Source organism: Lactobacillus acidophilus, from assembly GCF_034298135.1.
Taxonomy (GTDB): Bacteria; Bacillota; Bacilli; order Lactobacillales; family Lactobacillaceae; genus Lactobacillus; species Lactobacillus acidophilus.
In genome coordinates this window covers 1,063,677-1,080,892 of the sequence record NZ_CP139575.1, presented here as the reverse complement: position 1 = coordinate 1,080,892, position 17,216 = coordinate 1,063,677, and the positions used below count along the sequence as shown (strand labels likewise).

The following is a 17,216-nucleotide window of genomic DNA, read 5'->3' as shown; positions in this document are numbered from 1 at the left end:
GTATTACATAAGATATTGACCTTCTTCATTTTTGTGATATTATGCTTACTAAAAGTAAGCTAATTGAAACTAAGGGAGGCATATTATTATGAACGTAAAATTAGATATCTCATCATTTGGTGAAACTACCCCTTTAGAAAAAACAGGTAAAACTATTAGTCATGATCAACGAATTCGTGATCTATTGAAAGAAATAGTTTTAGCAGACCATCTTGGAATTGATGCATTTGCAATTGGAGAGCATCATAGAAAAGATTTTGCAGTTTCTGCTCCTGAGATAGTTTTAACTGCTGCCGCTGCTAAAACTAAACAAATCCATCTGTCTAGTGCAACGACTAATATGCCAACTATTAATCCAATTCGAGTCTATGAACAATATGCAACTATGCACCAGGTCGTATTGAAATTATGGCAGGACGTGGTTCATTTACTGAAGCATTTGATCTTTTTGGCTATGATTTAGAAAATTACGATGAGCTCTTTATCGAAAAATTAAAAATGTTGCTCAAAATGAATGAGAGTGAAATATTAGATTGGCAAAAAGGTAAATTTACACCGCAGGTTGATCATGTTGGTGTCTACCCACGTACTAATGTACCACTTCCTATTTCTGTTGCTACTGGTGGGAATATCGAATCAACTATTAGAACTGCAGAGATGGGGCTGCCAATTGTATATGCCATTATCGGGGGAAATCCATTAGACTTTAAGCCTCTGATAGATTTGTATCGGGCAGTTGGTAAAAAAGTTAATAATGATTTAAGTAAAATGACGGTGGGAGCTCATTTTTGGGGATGGCTTAATCAAGACAAGGAAAAGGCGATTGATGAATACTTTTATCCTACTAAATTACTTATTGATCAAATTAGTAAGGAAAGACCACAGTGGCAAGAGATGACATATAAGCAGTATTTAGAAGCTGTTGGAGAAAACGGCGCAATTTTTGTTGGAGATAGTAATACAGTTGCCAATAAGATTATTAAAACAATGGAAAATTTGGGATTAAATAGTTTTTATTTACATTTGCCTATTGTCTCAATGCCACATGAAGATATACTCAATGCTATTAGAATTTATGGTACAGAAGTTGTACCTAAAGTTAAGGATTATTTTAGTAAAAAGGACAATACAAAAGCTATTAATTTTAAATAGAAAGAATAACAGGTAGGCGATAACGCCTACCTGTTATTTTATCGTATTGGAACTACTAGATTGACTATTTTTAGTAGTTACATTTTTAATATCTTGAGAAACTTGAGTAATATCCTGAGTTCGATTCTTTAATTCTGGTGCATTAGTACGATAAAGGTTAGTTGTGGTTCCGTGATGCTTACTATAAAGAGAAGTCGAATTAGATGCAAGTTCTTTTCTAATTTCAAGCATCTTTTGATAATTTTCAGAATAGTTAAACTGAGTTGGATCAGTAGGAACAAAACCAGTAGGAGTGTAGAATCGTAATAAATTATGATTATTGAGCAAATCAGAATAGTGAAGAGAATCTTTAGCTTTTTGAGCTAATTCTGTTATTTCTTTCTTTTCTTGAGAGGTAAAGTTAATAATTTGTTTACCATTTTTACGATTATAAACTGTGCCTTTAATTCCTTTTGCCCCAACTATTACGTATTTTTCACTAACAATTGTACCATTTCGAAAAACGATCCAGTTTTGTCTATTCTGTGAAAGCATATCGCTACCAAATTGAACATATTCTTTGGTATTGATTCCCAATAAATGCAGTAAAGTTGGTAAAACATCAATCTCACCAGCAATTTCGTGATTTATTTTACCTTTTAAATTGTTAGCATGAATCATAAATGGAACACGTTGCATTTGGACATTATTATAAGTATTCCAGGTATCAGAACTTTCACCAATAATAGGTGCTAAAGTTTCATTTTCAGAGTTGCTTAAACCGTAGTGATCGCCATAGATGACGACCATAGTATTTTTATAAAGACCAGAAGATTTTAAGTAATCAAAGAATTCTCGAAGAGCTTCATCTAAATAATGAGCTGTTTCAAAATAATTATTTATTGTTTGATCACTAGTGTTAGTCGTTTTAAAGCTAGAATCTTGATCTTCTTTATCTAGATCAAATGGAATATGGTTAGTAACTGTAATGAATTTAGTATAGAACGGCTGTTGCATTTGCTCTAAATATTTAATACTTTCGGCAAATAATAATTTATCCTTTAGGCCATATCCACTACTATCTTTGGCTTGCGAAGTATAATAATTTTTATCGAAAAAGTAATTATAGCCCATGTTTTTATAAACATCGTTTCTATTCCAGAAACTACCTACATTGCCATGAAAGACTGCTGAAGTATAACCATCACTACGTAAAATTTGTGGTGCTGCTTGAAATGTGTTTTCAGAGCCTAATGATGTAAATAAAGAGCCATCTGAAATTCCATAAGTACTAGTTTCAAGCATATTTTCAGCATCACTAGTTCTACCTAAACCTACTTGATGATAAAAGTTATCAAAACTGATAGTATGTTTGTTTTTATAAAGTGAGTTTAAAAATGGAGTAACTTCTTTTCCATTAACTTTTAAATTAATTAAAAATTGCTGGAAGCTTTCAAGGTGAATAACGATAACATTACGATTTTTTTCAACACCGAAATAAGATTTTGCCGGTTTAGCATAATTCTTTTTGGTGAAATTTAAAATGTTGTTTAGGTCAGATGCATTGGCATTTTTAGTAACTTGTACGTTTTGTGCGCTTTTGAATCCGTCATAGGCACTAAATGCATCAATACCTAAGTATTTAACTACATAAGAACGATCGAATGTATTTCTTAAAAGACGAGGACGCGAAGTTTCGGCTAAAAAGAGATTTAAAGTTAAGATTAAAGCTCCGACTGATGTAATTGCGAATGGAGTTGAAAGACCATAGGATTTTTGATCAATTTTGATTTTATGTAGGATCAATAATGTGATGATAACAATTAAATCAATCCAGATAATAATATCGGTTGGATGAAGTAGGGCTACGGTACTTTTCCCTAAGCCTTGTGATACTTTACCAGCATTCGTCATTGTTTTAATTGTTAAAAAATCCGAAAACTGGCGATAATAAATTATGTTAGCAAATAATAGGGCCGTATTAGCAAAGTCCATTACCAGCATAGCAACATAGGAGACAATTGGTTTTGGAAAATAAAAACCAATACTAATTAAAATTGTAGCTGTACCTATGGGACTGAGCCACATGATTATGTGTTGGTATGGATCAGATAAACCCAGGTTGAAGTCGAAATAAGCTGCAAAAATATATTTTATCCAAAAACAAAATACCAAAAGAACTAAGAAGCCTGTACGAGTTTGGATAAAGTTAATAAGTTTCTTTTTCTTCATGATTACTCCTTTAACTTCCTTTAATTTTAAAGGTTGAAACGGGTTAAAACAACGTTTTGCAAAGAGTTATCTCTTTTTTAATAATTTGACAATTGAAAAATGGGTATAATCTATAATGAATACTTTAGAAAGGGGCAAAGTATGCTGTTTTTTGGCCCGCTGTATAGTTTCTTGGCAAAACAATATGCGACAAATATCAATCATTTTGCATTAGTTAAGCTAACCTTGCTCGCTTTAGATAAAACTGTTTTTTATTTTTTGATTTTTGCTGTTATACGTTTAATATGGTTGCTGTTTGTGCGTCGAAGAAGATCAATAAAATCAGAAGCCGGTGTCTGGATTTTTGCATTTTATTTGATTTTGATTTTGATGTTAACAACATTTAGGGATACGTATTTTCCTTGGCAACCTAACTTAAATTTTAGCAGGCCACTTAGTGACGTTAACTTAATTTTTATGAAAGAAACTTGGAAAATGATTTATGCACCTAGTCGGTTAGATTTCTTTTATAATTCCTTTGGTAACGTACTTTGTTTTGTACCTTTTGGAATATTATTTCCAATTGTATTTTCGAAAAAAGAATCTTTTTTAAAAACTACAATTTCAGGTATGTTTCTGTCAATAGGTATTGAAACGCTACAGTTTTTATTAATGACAGGTGTTAGTGATATTGATGACGTGTTTTTTAACACTTGTGGCGCTATTTTAGGCTATTTAATATATATTCTTTTCAAAAAAAGGTGAATGCGCTTATAATTGGTACTGGTATTCAAGAAATAAGATTGTTAAAATAAAAATGTTAAAATTTTTAATAGTTAGGAAGCAGATTTATGAGTTTAATTAAATTTGATAGTAGTAAGTTAACTCCATTTATTCATGAAAATGAATTATCTGAAATGCAAGCAATGGTTAATGCTGCTAATGAAGAATTACGTGATGGTACTGGTGCAGGCAGCGATTTCCGCGGTTGGTTAAATTTGCCAGTTGATTACGACAAAGAAGAATTTGACCGTATCAAGAAAGCAGCTAAGAAGATCCAATCAGATTCAGATGTTTTGATTTGTATTGGTATCGGTGGTTCATACCTTGGTGCACAAGCTGCAATTGAATTCTTGAATAGCAATTTCTACGGCAAGGAAGACAATGGCATGCCAACTGTTGTATTCTGTGGTAACTCACTCTCAGGTTCATACCTCTATGACCTTATTGAATGGGTAGGTGACAAGGACTTTAGTATTAACGTAATTTCTAAGTCAGGTACTACTACTGAACCATCAGTAGCATTCCGTATCTTCAAGGACAAGTTAATCAAGAAATACGGTAAGGAAGAAGCTGCTAAGAGAATTTACGCAACTACTGACCGTCAAAAGGGTGCTTTGAAGACTGAAGCTGATGCAGAAGGCTACGAAGAATTTGTAGTTCCAGATGACATTGGTGGTCGTTACAGTGTTCTTACTGCTGTTGGTTTACTTCCAATTGCTGCTTCAGGTGCTGATATTGATGAATTAATGAAGGGTGCAGCAGATGCTCGTGCTGATTACACTGATACTGATTTGTCAAAGGCTACTCCATACCAATACGCAGCAATCCGTAACATTCTTTACCGCAAGGGTTACACTACTGAAATTGTAGAAAACTACGAACCAAGTTTAAGAATGTTTGGTGAATGGTGCAAGCAATTAATGGGTGAATCAGAAGGTAAGGATCAAAAGGGTATTTGGCCATCAAGTGCTAACTTTACTACTGACCTTCACTCACTTGGTCAATACATCCAAGAAGGTTTACGTAACTTATTTGAAACTGTTATTCGTGTTGAAAATCCACGTCATGATGTTAAGATTCCAGGCGATGAAAAGAACTTGGATCAACTTAACTTCTTGGAAGGCAAGAGCTTAAACTACGTAAACGATCGTGCTTACGAAGGTGTTGTTTTGGCTCACACTGATGGTGGTGTTCCAGTTATGACTATTAATATTCCAGATCAAACTGCACATACTTTAGGTTATATGATTTACTTCTTTGAATTAGCTATTGCTATTTCAGGTTACTTGAATGGTATTAATCCATTCAATCAACCAGGTGTTGAAGCATACAAGCGTAACATGTTTGGTCTTCTTAATAAGCCAGGCTACGAAAACTTACACGACGACTTAGCTAAGCGTCTTTAATAAAAAATATACTCAGCATATTCGATAGTATGCATTTTAATATAATCAGTTATTGATTAAAGAAAGAGTAGAAACAGTGAGTTTCTACTCTTTTTGTTTGTAAAAGGGGATTTATGAAAGAGAATACTAAAAATATATTAGCAGTTTTATCTGCTGCATTTATGTCTTTTGTGGGGATACTAACTGAAACGAGCCTAAATGTAACTTTTCCAACAATGATGAAAGAATTTAATGTAACGTTAGATACAATACAGTGGACTACCACAGGGTATTTATTGGCGATTGCAATTATTATGATTTGTTCGTCCTATTTAAATGAACGCTTTACAGCTAAGCAATTGTTTGTCGTAGCATGTATTGGATTTATGGTAGGTAGTGTGATAAGTGCAATTGCACCGAACTTTCCCATTTTACTTTTAGGTAGATTGATTTCAGCTTTAGGTGCAGGTCTTAGTACACCATTAATGTTTAACCTAGTGACTGAAATTATGCCACGTGCTAAGTGGGGAGCATATATGGGAATTGCTGGGTTAGTTGTAGCTATGGCACCAACTTTAGGACCAGCATTTGGTGGTATTGTTACTTTTTATTTGAATTGGCGTTACATTTTTGTGTTTGTGACAATTTTTGCAGTTATTGTTTTCTTTGCTGGTTTAACGGTTATTGGTAAGTATCATGAACAAAGTAAAAATAGTTTTGATTGGTTATCATTTATTGTTTTAGCCGTTTCATTTATGACTTTAACCATTGGGGTAAATCAAATTGGTAATGGTATTGCTAACCCGTTATTGTGGATTTTATTAGTGGTGACGGTTGTATTAATTGGTGGTTTTGTAAAATTATCAAAGTGGTCATCAAAAAAATTGCTTAATTTAGGAGTGTTCAAGCAAAAAGCATTTATTTATGGTGCATTAGCATATTTTTTACTTCAGTTTAATAATATCGGCATTAGTTTTGTGTTACCCAATTATATTCAAATTGTAGGAAAGCAAAGTTCATTAATTGGTGGCTTAATTTTACTTCCAGGTAGTATCATTGCGGGATTACTTAATCCATATTTTGGTAGTTTATATGATAAAAAAGGTGCACGTTTACCCCTTTATACTGGTGGATTTTTGATGGCAATTAGTTGTTTATTATTTGCTATTTTCGGTTTGAATTTAACTTCAATGTTAATTATTGTTTTCTATGGCATTATGATGTTGGGACATAGAATGGCTTTTAGTAATACAATGGCTGAAGCGCTAAAAGTAGAAAAAGGAACGTTACGTGCAGATGCAACAGCAGTTTGTCAAACTAGTCAACAACTTGCTGGTTCAGTTGGAACTACAATTTTAGCTTCAATCATGTCTATTTGGCAAAAAAGAGCTAATATACCTTATACTCTAGCAACCGCAGAAGGAAGTCGAGCAGCGTTCTGGTTTACTTTGCTGATTAGTTTAATAATTTTATTTAGTTATTGGAAAATGTTTAAAGTAGAAAAAAGTAAGACAGTTAAATAAAAATAAGTTATAATATAACTCGAATGATGAAATTTAGTGAGAGATAAAAAGGCAGCTGACACACAGTTGCCTTTTTTCTATTATATTTTAGAATTTTCATTTAAAAAGCTACGAATAATTTTTTCGCGCATAGCCAAGAAAATAGTGTTGTGGCCAGTAGGATGGACTCTATTAGTTAATAGGATTAAGCCGGATTTTTTTAGTCGATCCAAAATTATTAGAGTACCTGTAAAGCCGGTATGCAGAATAATAGGATAATGATATTTAGGATCAAAGCGAATATCCCAGCCCCAGGAACGTGGTTTTACGCCTTTAGGTGTTTTATCATCGAACAATTCGCTAACAGTGTCTTGACTGTAAGGAAGGACATTTCTTTTTAGACCTAGATAGCCTTGACTAAAAGTAATTAAATCGCGCATATTTGAAAATAGACCGGCTGACCCACAATCTAAACCTAGTTGTCTAGCTTTAGGATCATGGGGAATACCTTGTAATACTTGATCGTTAATGATTGCGGTTGGAACACATTCGCTTTTATTCGGTGTGAATGTAGTATTGATTAAAGGCATTTGGTCAAAGATCTCTTTGGTAGCCACTTCTTGAACAGAGGCACCAAAGATGCTTTTAATTACCAAGCCTAAAAGGATAAAATTAGTATCTGCGTAACGCATTTTATGCTCAAACTCATCAGTAACTGGCAAGTTGATTAACGCATTTAATAATTCATCATGGCTTAACTCATCACGATGAGGGATCCAGCCTCTAATACCGCTTGTATGAGTTAACAGATGATATAATCTTACTTTTGGGTCTTTAAATGTAGGGATAAATTCCTTTAGTGGTTCTGTAAAGTTAAGTTCACCTTGATCATAGAGCTTTAGTAGTACATTCTCTGTTGCTAAAACTTTGGTTAAACTAGCTAAATCATATTCTGCAAAAGGACTAAGTTGGGTAACTTCGGGATAGATACTTGCAAAGCCAGTAGTTGAAGTGAAGATTTGTTTATTTTTAATAAAAGCGTAGTTAACACCAGGGACTACACGTTCAAAAACCATTGATTCAATCAAATGTTGTGTTTTGTTGTAATTAATCATTATTTCACCATTCCTACTGAATTATTATAGACAAAATGACTTGACAAGCATAGAAGAAAAAAGCATAATTATGAGTGTTGATTCGCCCGTTGGTCAAATGGTTAAGACGCTACCCTCTCAAGGTGGAGTTATGAGTTCAATTCTCGTACGGGTGATTTACTGAGATATAGCCAAATTGGTAAGGCACAGGATTCTGGTTCCTGGATGTTTGGGTTCGAGCCCCAATATCTCAATTTTGAGAAAATGTCTTAATGCTGAAAGCTTTAAAAGCCCAGTGTTAAGGCATTTTTGTTTTTTGCGATTTTCTGAAATTAGGTGAAAATAAGCAAAATAATACAATATTCTAAGCAATATTTTGACTGTCATTTACTAGCATCAAAAAATATAAAATTGGTCTAGTTGAAATTATTTTAGTGTGTAGGTGGGCTGATCTTAGATGTTTAGCCATGATATAATAAGCATGTATCATATTTATGTTAATAACCAATGAACCAACGATAAAAAGCGTTGGTTTTATTTTTAGGTAAAATATAGTTAAAAGTAATACATTAAGCATTAGGATGTGGTTTAATTATGATTAAATACAACAAGGGCGTAAGGCATTTTTTTAAAGAAGACTATCCAAGATTATATTTATTATCAGGTAGTCAGATAACCACCAAAATTAATTTAAAGGATAAAAGCCGTGTGGGCTATTATTGGAATATTTTCGCCGTAACATGGTTAACTATCAATAGACTTGAAGACACGCCACAGCATCCCTATAAAACGATTATTGTAGAGCGGTTTGTTAAGCGTACAAGCATGATAAAAGTAAGAGAATTAATTAGTTATAGTCAAGGTAAAAGCAACGATTTAGCTAACCAAGCTCTTAAAAAATTTACTGAAATATTTAAACAGGAACAGATTAAGAACAAGGTTTATCCACTGTTAGAATTTAAATAAAAAATAAGCACCAGTAAGTAATTTACTAGTGCTTTTAGTATGCTGTCAGATTGATTTTAAGAGGGTATAGAGCGATTTTATTAGTGATTTAGTATGACTATGCTTAATAGTGTAAAAATAGTTCAGGCTTTAAATTAAGCAGATAGGACTAAAAGCCATATACCACAAGGGATGCGACATATTTTTTTAGCCTAAAAAAAAGCCCCGAAAACTGAACTTTTCTGCGGTTTTGGAATGCAACATTTAAGGGCGAAAACCTGAATAAACCTGATTTTTTTCTATTGCTGACAGTGGGTTAAATTGCTTCGATGCGTGCAGCTAAAACGTTTGTACTACATTAGCCACGGTTAAAAAAGCCACCATATTAGGAAAAAAGGCGGAAATTTTTTAGTAAGGTTTTGACAGGTTTTAAATTAACTGAAGTTCTTTGAGGGTGTATTGAAACCTCCGTATCTGTGGATACGTATGTATAGGTAGAGCTAAAAAAGCTAGAATGTTAGCAATTGTTAACAATTATTGCGCCGATTTAAGCATTAATAAGAAACGGTATACCTCCGTATCTGTAGATACGCTGGTGAAATCCCGTATTTTTCCCAATTTATCACACCTAAAAACCCCGAAAAACTCTACTTTTCTACACCTAGCATGTGCCGAATTCGCCATTAATCAAAATCGCCCCAATCACTAATATAACTTAGTTTACATAAGGTTTTCTAAGTAAGTAAAAAGCCCCTAAAACGGTCATTTTAAGGGTAGAGAATTATATTAGTATTTATTTGTATAAGTAGAGCTAAAGTCCCAAAATAAGATTGGTTGAGTAAATCCGCTCTTATTCAAAACAATAGCGAAATTATCATTAGTTTTTAAATCAATTCAATTTTAAATCGGTCTCACTTAACATCATGATAACAAAATAGGTGTATCCCTTGAATGGAATACACCTAATAATTAATATTTTGCTCGATGTCTATGTATACGATCTGGTGAACATGTATAACGATAGCCTTTCATTTTGTCGTTAATGGTTTCAACGATTAACCTACCAGTAGTGGGATGAAGCTTGAACCTAATAATAAATCGTGGCGAATCTAGTTCGCTTAAATAATCGTTTGTTTGAGCTATAACTGCCAGTCGTGTTAAATCATTAGCCATATTTCTGGCTATGGTATGACCGTAATTACATTCAGTTTCTTTAATGAATTGCATAATGTTAGACTGTATGGAATCAGGATTAGTTATTTTTGCTCTTCTATGTGTCATAAGTAATTTTCTTTCTAGCAGACCACTGCTATTGGCGTAGAGGTGGTTTGTTGTTTTGGCGAGTTGTTTAATTCAAATACAAAGTGTGGACGTAAAAACACGTCCATTGGACTTATTTAACAAAGTTGTAAAGCGTTGGGACTGTAAGAACAGGACACAAAGGACGCTAAAAACACGTTCTTTTTTAAACTATATATATGTTAAATTTTATTTGACTTGTTTTACTTTTATTATATTTATGTCTTTTAAGTCCAAAGTATATATATTGTAGTAATATCAAGGCTTTAGCATGGACTTAAACTAATTATTTTCGCGTCCATTCAAGTCTTTTAAGTCCATATCGTTCAAATTACCCGAATCGGTTTTTAATTGAATGTTTAACCAAACATCCATTTTGCGACCGTTTCTCATTTTTCTACTTTGTTTTAATCCAATGTCTTCACGCATCCTTTTATTAAAGCCTCTGTAAGTTTCAAGTCCAAATTGATGACCTGTAATTTCAAACCATTTTTTATAGGCTTGATAGGTGTCATCTTTAAATCTATAGCCATTGGTTGTAGGAACAATAATATCATTAGTAAATTGAAGAAATGAATCGCTGTCTATCTGGTTTTCTTTTAAAATCTCATTACTTTCTTGTGTACGAATCATTACACCATCAATTTTTACATCAATCGCTTTTTTAACAATCCATTCCAGTAATTCTTTATTAGAAATGTATTCATCTTTGACCCTTCTATTTTTAGCATTTTCAATATATTTCTTGTTGAATTTAATTACTCTAATACGCCGATATGTGGCATCAGTATTATCTTTAAAGACGGGTAAAGCGTTTAACGATTGAACGATTAAGCATGTAGGTTTATAAGAATAAGCCTTTTCAAATTTGTCATTGATAACAATAGGGTCACCAGTTGACGCACTTTTGAAATTTTCGCTTGAATCAACCGCCCTGTTAGGGTCATTATCATCGCCTATTACAAGTGGTTTGTTTACTATAGTCGCTAAAATTGGTGCTTTTTCAAATTGATTCAGTTTAATCGTTGCGTAATTATTTGGTCCCGCAATATTTTCTAATAATGCTTCAAACGTTCCTTTACCTGCTGACCCTTTTTTACTATCAATCAAGAAAACGGCGGAATGATAACTATAATTACTATTCACTACAGCCTTAATTGTTTGCCAAATAAGTTTTATTTTGTCTGTCTTGTTTTCTGCTATATCTTCATTAATCCACTTGCTAAAACTCCAATTATCAAATCGGGGCTCTTGAGCATTAGGATTATAATTTACAGCTATCTTAGATGTAAAAACACATTTAGGGGAATATGCTAATAGCTTATGCTTTTTAGCATCAAAAATTCCATTGCCTAAAGCATATAAATTAGGGTCATTTGTTAGAAAAAGCCTTTTGCTCTCAATCCTAAGTTTAGATTTAACTTCTTTTATATTTCTTTCTGTAATTTGTGGCTCAACTGTATTTATCAATTCTTCAATCAATAATGAATCTTTTTCATAGATACCACTTTCAGTATTGTAAAAATATAAAGCCGATTTTTGCCAATCTTCTTTGTCGTTGCCTAAAACAGCCCAAATAATGTGGTATTCAAGAATATTTGTTACTGTTCTCATAGGCAAAATAATATTCTTGTCTTTCTTATCGCTTTTATCTTTTAATAGTTGCCTTCTCTCATGACCATCATTTCTCAATATACTTTTAAGGTATGTTAAACTAATAGGAGAATTATTAAATTCATCTACAAGTTTTTGATCTAATTTAGGTGTTATATTTTCCATGTACAAAAGTTCCTTTCACATAAATTATTAATAATCCGATATTATATGTAACTCAATTTAAACCACCACCTTTTAGTTAAATACTTAAGATTAATCTACCTGCACAATTAATATTCTTTAGTCCTTAACTACGCCCATAGTTACGGGCTTTTTATTTTGCTTTTGGGACGGCATCTCATGGGACGCAAGCCACGCTGTTATACTTGCTTTTCCATAGAGTTTGCGACCGTCAATATTAGCCACCGGCATTCCTAAAGAAGCCCAGTATGTAATAGTTGAATCGGCAACGCCAAAATATTTGGCAATTTCTTTGCGGTTTAAGTAAGGCTTGCTTGATTGCATCTTTAACCACATTTAATACATAGGTTTTGATTTCTGTTTCTTGCTGTTCATCTAATTTAAATTCCATGGTTATCATTCCTTTTCTATTGATTTAGCGTTATCTATTAATCTTGTCCCTAAGTCGAAAACATCTTCACTTAAATATTTAAGCGTCTTTTTGGTTGTGATAGGGTCGTTGGGGTCATCTTCTGTTAATTGTTCAATCTCATCTGTTAATGCTTTATAAAGTGGGTAAAGCTGTTCCGCTACGGCTTTCATTTCATATAATGCTTGGTGCAATTTAATTTCATTGTTCATGGTTTAAGCCTCCAAATCTAATAAAACATTTTTCCATTTTTTTCGTCCGTTTATAGAAATAGCATCATCATGTAAAGCTTGTTTGATAGCCTTTTTAAGTGGTTCTTTATCAATCCCAGATAAATTAGGACAGTCGTTATGGTGAATAGCGCTTTGCGGTAAATATCCCAGTACCGTTAAAATGTCGCTTTCATCTTGCGTAGGCATCCCTTGTGGGTAGGAATATTCAACGCCCACATAACCATTTTTAATAGCCCACTCGGTCGGTTCACCCTCGGCATCAATAAAATTAGCTTTTAGTAAATGCTGATAGGTTTGTTCAAGGCTTAAATTAATGCCATGTGCTCGTAGGTCTCTTTGCATATCTATAACTAATTTGCTGTTCATTGTTTAAGCCTCCTCGGGTTCAAAGTCGTCAAAATCATATTTACCACCTTGCAAGTCGTAGACGGTTTGGGCTAGTTCATTTCTCATAACCTCTATATATCTTTCAGGAATCTTATTTCGTCCATATTCCATAATCGTACCGTCTACAAATGCACAATAGAGGTAACCGTCTTTATACCAACGATCAACCACGTTTGAACCGTCTGAACTGTAATTAGTCATTGTTTACCAACTCCTTTGTGGGATGCACTACCGCCGTGTGGGATTGCATGAAATCATCAATAGCGGTTTTGCTAATGCGCTTAGAGTTACCGAACTTAATTACAGGTAATCCTAGCTTAATAACTTTTCTTAAACTGTCGTACGTGGTGAATCCCATGTATGACATAGCCTCTTTTAAAGTTAAATATTCTTTACTCATTTTTGTACTTCCTTTCATCAATACAATTTTGTATTCATGAGTAAATTATACAATACATTTTTGTATAATCAATACGAAAATGTATTATTTTTAAATAAAAAATGCTATTATATGCTAAAGAGGTGAATATTAAAATGAATAGAATAAGAGAAATAAGGGAAAATAAAAAATTATCACTTAAGAAAACTACAGAACTTTTAAAAAGCAATGATCTTTTAACGTTAACCCCTGATGCTTTAGCTAAATACGAAAGAGGGGATAGACAGCCCAACGAACCCACGTGGCAAGCATTGGCTAACTTCTTTAATGTTTCAGTGGACTATTTAAAGGGCCATGGTTATTCAAAAGAGCATATTTATAAATGTTTGGATAATGCTTACAAAGAACCATATACCAAAGATTATGAGATTGAACCACCGTTCACTAATCCTGTGTTATCTGCTAAAGAAGAAATTGAAAAATATTGTGAGCAAAATAAAATCAGTATCCCGAAAGATACTGACTTAGATTTTTGGAAAACTAACTTCAATTTTATTTTTAATGATAAATCAGTTAATCGACTGTTAACTACTAAGGATAAATACAGCGATAGCGATATTAAAGAATTAATTATTAATGCTATTTTCTTTGCTAGTTTAAGCCCAGAAACTAAGCGAGCATTAAATTTAATGAAACACAATTCTTAATGCTGACATCGTGATTCTAAAGCCTAGTTCGTTCTAATTAACTGATAATTATTAAACCTGCATCCCACGGGTTGCCCTAAAATGAGGCAACCCACATATTCAATTCATGTTAAATATTTAAGATTAGTCTACCTGCACACGTACTAATTAAAAGAGGTTATTAACATGAATAATGATATTAAGGAATACACCACGCCTAGTGGTAAAAAACGTTATGGGTTTAATTTATATGTGGGTGTTGATGAAACAACAGGACATTCAATTCAAATTAGAAAACAAGGCTATAAATCAAAGAAAGAAGCACAAGAGGCATATTTAAACTATCAACTTAAAATAATTAAGGGTGAGTATATCCCAGAAAGTAAAGGGCATATTACTTTTAATAAGCTGTATGAAATGTGGCTTAAGCTTTATCGTGAAACCGTTAAGACTAGCACATATGCTACTACTACACGTTATTTTGAAGACCATATCCTAAAGCAATTAGGTAGTAAGTATATTGATAAATTAACCGTTCTAGACTGTCAGAAAGCCGTAAATATTTGGTTTAATGATGCACCTAAGACTTATAAGCGGTTCATGCGTTATACGAATAATGTTTTGAACTACGGCATCAATAATTTAGAACTGATTAGTAAGAATCCAATGAATAAGGTTATCCCACCTAAAGCTAAAAATGAACCTAAACCATTCACCGACTTTTACTCAAAGGATGAATTAAACACCTTTCTAAGGAATGCAAAAGAATACAACTTCAAGTATTTTGTTTTCTTTAGATTGTTAGCTTATTCAGGGATGCGTAAAGGTGAGGCACTGGCACTTAAATGGTCGGATATTAATTTTAAGGATAATACTATTAGCATTAATAAGGATGTTACCGTTGGTTTAAATAATGAATTGTATGAAGACACGCCTAAAACTGAAAATAGTTTCAGAACTTTAGACATGGATGCAACCACAATGGAATATTTAAAAGAGTGGCGGTTAATGCAACAAAAGACCATGCTTGAGTTAGGCTACAACTTCTTAAATATTGATAATTTGCTTTTTCCTACTATTAATAATGGTTATCTTTCAATGTCAAAACCACGGCAGTGGAATGTGGCTATTTGTAAGAAGTACGATTTAAGAAGAATTAAAATTCACGGCTTTAGACATACTCACGCTTCTTTATTATTTGAAGCTGGTGCATCAATGAATGAAGTTAAAGCACGTTTAGGACTAACACGACCATGAATATTTATACCCACGTTACAGACGACCAGAAAAAGGATACAGCTAACAAGCTTGTGCGTCTGGTAGAGGGTAAATAATCAATATTCTAATCAATATTATTTTTTAGGTTTAAAAATGCAGATATACCAAGGCATTGAGACGATGTGATTTGAGCCCCAATATCTCAATATAATTAAGGCTACGACATGGGTCGTAGCCTTTTTTTGTACAAAAAATGATCCGTAAGATCTTACGGATCATTTCAGTTTTACATACCAGCTTTGATAATTTTCTTTTCAGCCATTTTCTTTCTAAGTGCAAGCATTGCAGTATAAGTTGAAAGAATGTAAACCTTCTTGGTTGGTAATTTCTTGATTTCTTCAATCAAGCTATCATCATCTGGATTAGTACTCATCTTGCCTGGATCAAAACCAGCGATTTCAAGTCTAAATCCCATGTCGTGCCAGCGCTGGCCACCAACAAGTACTTTCTTAATCTTGCTACGATCAAGTCCTTCAAAGTCTGCATCCCAAATCCAAGAAGTATCAATCCCATCGGCATGGTTTGCATTTAATAAAGCTACTAATGAATAATCATCTTTTTCAGTGTTAAGCATATGAAGAACTTCATCAAGTCCAACCGGATTCTTAACCAAGATTAAATCAATGTCTTTTCCGCCGTAGTGAATCAATTCTTGACGGCCAAAGATTCGCTTATTTTCAGCAAATGCTTGTGCAACTTCTGCTTCAGTTAAACCAAAATGGCGAGCAACAGAATATGCAGCTAAAGCGTTATAGATATTGTAGGTACCACCAATATTAATCGAATAATCCTTATTACCCATTTGGAATTTTACGCTGTTAGGTGTTTGTTCAAGAATCTTGTTAACGGTAAAAGTTAAATCAGGACGATGATAGCCGCAGTTAGGGCAGAAGAAGTCACCTAAGTTTGCGTAAATTCTTTCATGATAATGTAAAATATGATCACATTTTGGACAAAGAACGCCATCAGTATTAACTGGTGCTTTAAAATCATTCTCTTTTTTATCGTCAGGCAATTTGAAACCGTAGAAAATTTTCTTATTTGGTAAATCTACTGATGAAAAGATGCTGGCGTCACCATTGGCAATAATTGTAGCGTCAGGTGCTAGTTTAATACCATCAACAATTTTTTCATAAGTGGTATAGATTTCACCATAACGATCCATTTGATCACGGAAAATATTAGTTAAAACAAAGACGCTGGGATGAAGCAATTTCGTAACCATTTTTACGTTAGCTTCATCAACTTCTAATACAGCGATTTTACGTTTAACATGCTTATTTTTATGAGCTAAAAATGCTGTGACAATACCTTGTTGCATGTTTGAACCAGATGGATTAGTTAAAACGTCACCATATTTTTTCTTCAATGCTTCAACAATCAAAGCAGTTGTCATAGTTTTACCATTGGTACCTGTAACAATCACTGTTTCATAACCTTTGGCTAAAGAGTTAAGAACATTTGGATCGATTTTCATTGCAAATTTGCCAGGAAAACTAGTACCACCTTTTAAAACATTGTGTAAAAACCAATAACTAGATTTTCCAGCAACTTTAGCGATTCCTGATTTAAAACTCATGTACATCCCTCACTTTAAAACTATGTTTTAGTTTAGCATAGAGTAGGGATTAAAACGAGGTTTTACCATTCATTTAACTGCACAAATTTGATTTTTCCTCTATACTATTAAAGCGAAG

Annotated in this window: 14 protein-coding genes, 2 tRNA genes and 2 pseudogenes; 9 read left to right on the top strand and 9 right to left on the bottom strand. The window is 33.2% G+C overall.

Annotated elements, in window-relative coordinates:
• Positions 1-88 precede the first annotated feature (88 nt).
• Positions 89-1,152, top strand: a pseudogene (locus tag SO785_RS04925) (LLM class flavin-dependent oxidoreductase).
• 33 nt (positions 1,153-1,185) lie between these two features.
• Here the strand turns inward: SO785_RS04925 and SO785_RS04920 are convergent.
• The gene (locus tag SO785_RS04920; protein WP_003546703.1) at positions 1,186-3,363 is read right to left on the bottom strand and encodes an LTA synthase family protein; all 2,178 of its coding nucleotides are present in this window, start codon (positions 3,361-3,363) and stop codon (positions 1,186-1,188) included.
• Positions 3,364-3,504: 141 nt separating this feature from the next.
• Between SO785_RS04920 and SO785_RS04915 the strand changes: the two genes are divergently transcribed.
• From SO785_RS04915 to SO785_RS04905, 3 genes are all read left to right on the top strand, one after another.
• The gene (locus tag SO785_RS04915; protein WP_011254238.1) at positions 3,505-4,107 is read left to right on the top strand and encodes a VanZ family protein; all 603 of its coding nucleotides are present in this window, start codon (positions 3,505-3,507) and stop codon (positions 4,105-4,107) included.
• Between the two features lie 86 nt (positions 4,108-4,193).
• A complete protein-coding gene (locus SO785_RS04910) occupies positions 4,194-5,531 on the top strand; it encodes a glucose-6-phosphate isomerase (RefSeq protein ID WP_003546706.1) in 1,338 nt (445 codons plus the stop codon).
• 113 nt (positions 5,532-5,644) lie between these two features.
• Complete coding sequence (locus tag SO785_RS04905; protein WP_011254239.1) at positions 5,645-7,033, top strand: MFS transporter; 1,389 nt, start codon at positions 5,645-5,647, stop codon at positions 7,031-7,033.
• An 80-nt stretch (positions 7,034-7,113) separates the two neighbouring features.
• Here SO785_RS04905 and SO785_RS04900 read toward each other — a convergent pair whose 3' ends face one another.
• Positions 7,114-8,127 (bottom strand): serine hydrolase domain-containing protein, encoded by a 1,014-nt coding sequence (locus SO785_RS04900; RefSeq protein WP_003546711.1) that lies wholly within the window; start codon positions 8,125-8,127, stop codon positions 7,114-7,116.
• Between the two features lie 83 nt (positions 8,128-8,210).
• Between SO785_RS04900 and SO785_RS04895 the strand changes: the two genes are divergently transcribed.
• The 3 genes from SO785_RS04895 to SO785_RS04885 all read left to right on the top strand — a co-directional run bounded on the left by SO785_RS04895 (position 8,211) and on the right by SO785_RS04885 (position 9,072).
• Positions 8,211-8,282: transfer RNA gene (locus tag SO785_RS04895), tRNA-Glu, on the top strand.
• 5 nt (positions 8,283-8,287) lie between these two features.
• A tRNA-Gln gene (locus SO785_RS04890) sits at positions 8,288-8,360 on the top strand.
• A 340-nt stretch (positions 8,361-8,700) separates the two neighbouring features.
• Positions 8,701-9,072 (top strand): hypothetical protein, encoded by a 372-nt coding sequence (locus SO785_RS04885; RefSeq protein ID WP_011254240.1) that lies wholly within the window; start codon positions 8,701-8,703, stop codon positions 9,070-9,072.
• A 1,560-nt stretch (positions 9,073-10,632) separates the two neighbouring features.
• Here the strand turns inward: SO785_RS04885 and SO785_RS04880 are convergent.
• The 6 genes from SO785_RS04880 to SO785_RS04855 form a co-directional block, all read right to left on the bottom strand.
• Positions 10,633-12,129, bottom strand: a complete 1,497-nt coding sequence (locus SO785_RS04880; RefSeq protein WP_003546718.1) for a DNA primase family protein — start codon at positions 12,127-12,129, stop codon at positions 10,633-10,635.
• Positions 12,130-12,246: 117 nt separating this feature from the next.
• A complete protein-coding gene (locus tag SO785_RS04875; RefSeq protein WP_011254242.1) occupies positions 12,247-12,471 on the bottom strand; it encodes a DNA-packaging protein in 225 nt (74 codons plus the stop codon).
• 72 nt (positions 12,472-12,543) lie between these two features.
• A complete protein-coding gene (locus SO785_RS04870; protein WP_003546721.1) occupies positions 12,544-12,768 on the bottom strand; it encodes a hypothetical protein in 225 nt (74 codons plus the stop codon).
• A gap of 3 nt (positions 12,769-12,771) precedes the next feature.
• A complete protein-coding gene (locus SO785_RS04865; protein WP_003546722.1) occupies positions 12,772-13,155 on the bottom strand; it encodes a hypothetical protein in 384 nt (127 codons plus the stop codon).
• A gap of 3 nt (positions 13,156-13,158) precedes the next feature.
• Complete coding sequence (locus tag SO785_RS04860) at positions 13,159-13,377, bottom strand: hypothetical protein (RefSeq protein WP_003546725.1); 219 nt, start codon at positions 13,375-13,377, stop codon at positions 13,159-13,161.
• Entirely contained in the window at positions 13,370-13,576 is a 207-nt protein-coding gene (locus SO785_RS04855) for a MerR family transcriptional regulator (RefSeq protein WP_011254243.1), read from the bottom strand. The genes SO785_RS04860 and SO785_RS04855 overlap by 8 nt, the downstream gene beginning before the upstream one ends.
• Positions 13,577-13,710: 134 nt before the next feature.
• On the opposite strand from SO785_RS04855, the gene SO785_RS04850 reads away from it, so the two are divergent.
• Complete coding sequence (locus tag SO785_RS04850) at positions 13,711-14,262, top strand: helix-turn-helix domain-containing protein (RefSeq protein WP_011254244.1); 552 nt, start codon at positions 13,711-13,713, stop codon at positions 14,260-14,262.
• A gap of 165 nt (positions 14,263-14,427) precedes the next feature.
• Positions 14,428-15,575, top strand: a pseudogene (locus tag SO785_RS04845) (tyrosine-type recombinase/integrase).
• 170 nt (positions 15,576-15,745) lie between these two features.
• On the opposite strand, the gene SO785_RS04840 reads toward SO785_RS04845, so the two are convergent.
• A complete protein-coding gene (locus SO785_RS04840) occupies positions 15,746-17,098 on the bottom strand; it encodes a Mur ligase family protein (RefSeq protein WP_003546733.1) in 1,353 nt (450 codons plus the stop codon).
• Positions 17,099-17,216 lie beyond the last annotated feature (118 nt).

Coding starts and splice junctions, on each gene's coding strand:
- SO785_RS04920 (WP_003546703.1), bottom strand. CDS start 3,363: ATGAAGAAAAAGAAACTTATTAACTTTATCCAAACTCGTACAGGCTTC.
- SO785_RS04915 (WP_011254238.1), top strand. CDS start 3,505: ATGCTGTTTTTTGGCCCGCTGTATAGTTTCTTGGCAAAACAATATGCG.
- SO785_RS04910 (WP_003546706.1), top strand. CDS start 4,194: ATGAGTTTAATTAAATTTGATAGTAGTAAGTTAACTCCATTTATTCAT.
- SO785_RS04905 (WP_011254239.1), top strand. CDS start 5,645: ATGAAAGAGAATACTAAAAATATATTAGCAGTTTTATCTGCTGCATTT.
- SO785_RS04900 (WP_003546711.1), bottom strand. CDS start 8,127: ATGATTAATTACAACAAAACACAACATTTGATTGAATCAATGGTTTTT.
- SO785_RS04885 (WP_011254240.1), top strand. CDS start 8,701: ATGATTAAATACAACAAGGGCGTAAGGCATTTTTTTAAAGAAGACTAT.
- SO785_RS04880 (WP_003546718.1), bottom strand. CDS start 12,129: ATGGAAAATATAACACCTAAATTAGATCAAAAACTTGTAGATGAATTT.
- SO785_RS04875 (WP_011254242.1), bottom strand. CDS start 12,471: ATGCAATCAAGCAAGCCTTACTTAAACCGCAAAGAAATTGCCAAATAT.
- SO785_RS04870 (WP_003546721.1), bottom strand. CDS start 12,768: ATGAACAATGAAATTAAATTGCACCAAGCATTATATGAAATGAAAGCC.
- SO785_RS04865 (WP_003546722.1), bottom strand. CDS start 13,155: ATGAACAGCAAATTAGTTATAGATATGCAAAGAGACCTACGAGCACAT.
- SO785_RS04860 (WP_003546725.1), bottom strand. CDS start 13,377: ATGACTAATTACAGTTCAGACGGTTCAAACGTGGTTGATCGTTGGTAT.
- SO785_RS04855 (WP_011254243.1), bottom strand. CDS start 13,576: ATGAGTAAAGAATATTTAACTTTAAAAGAGGCTATGTCATACATGGGA.
- SO785_RS04850 (WP_011254244.1), top strand. CDS start 13,711: ATGAATAGAATAAGAGAAATAAGGGAAAATAAAAAATTATCACTTAAG.
- SO785_RS04840 (WP_003546733.1), bottom strand. CDS start 17,098: ATGAGTTTTAAATCAGGAATCGCTAAAGTTGCTGGAAAATCTAGTTAT.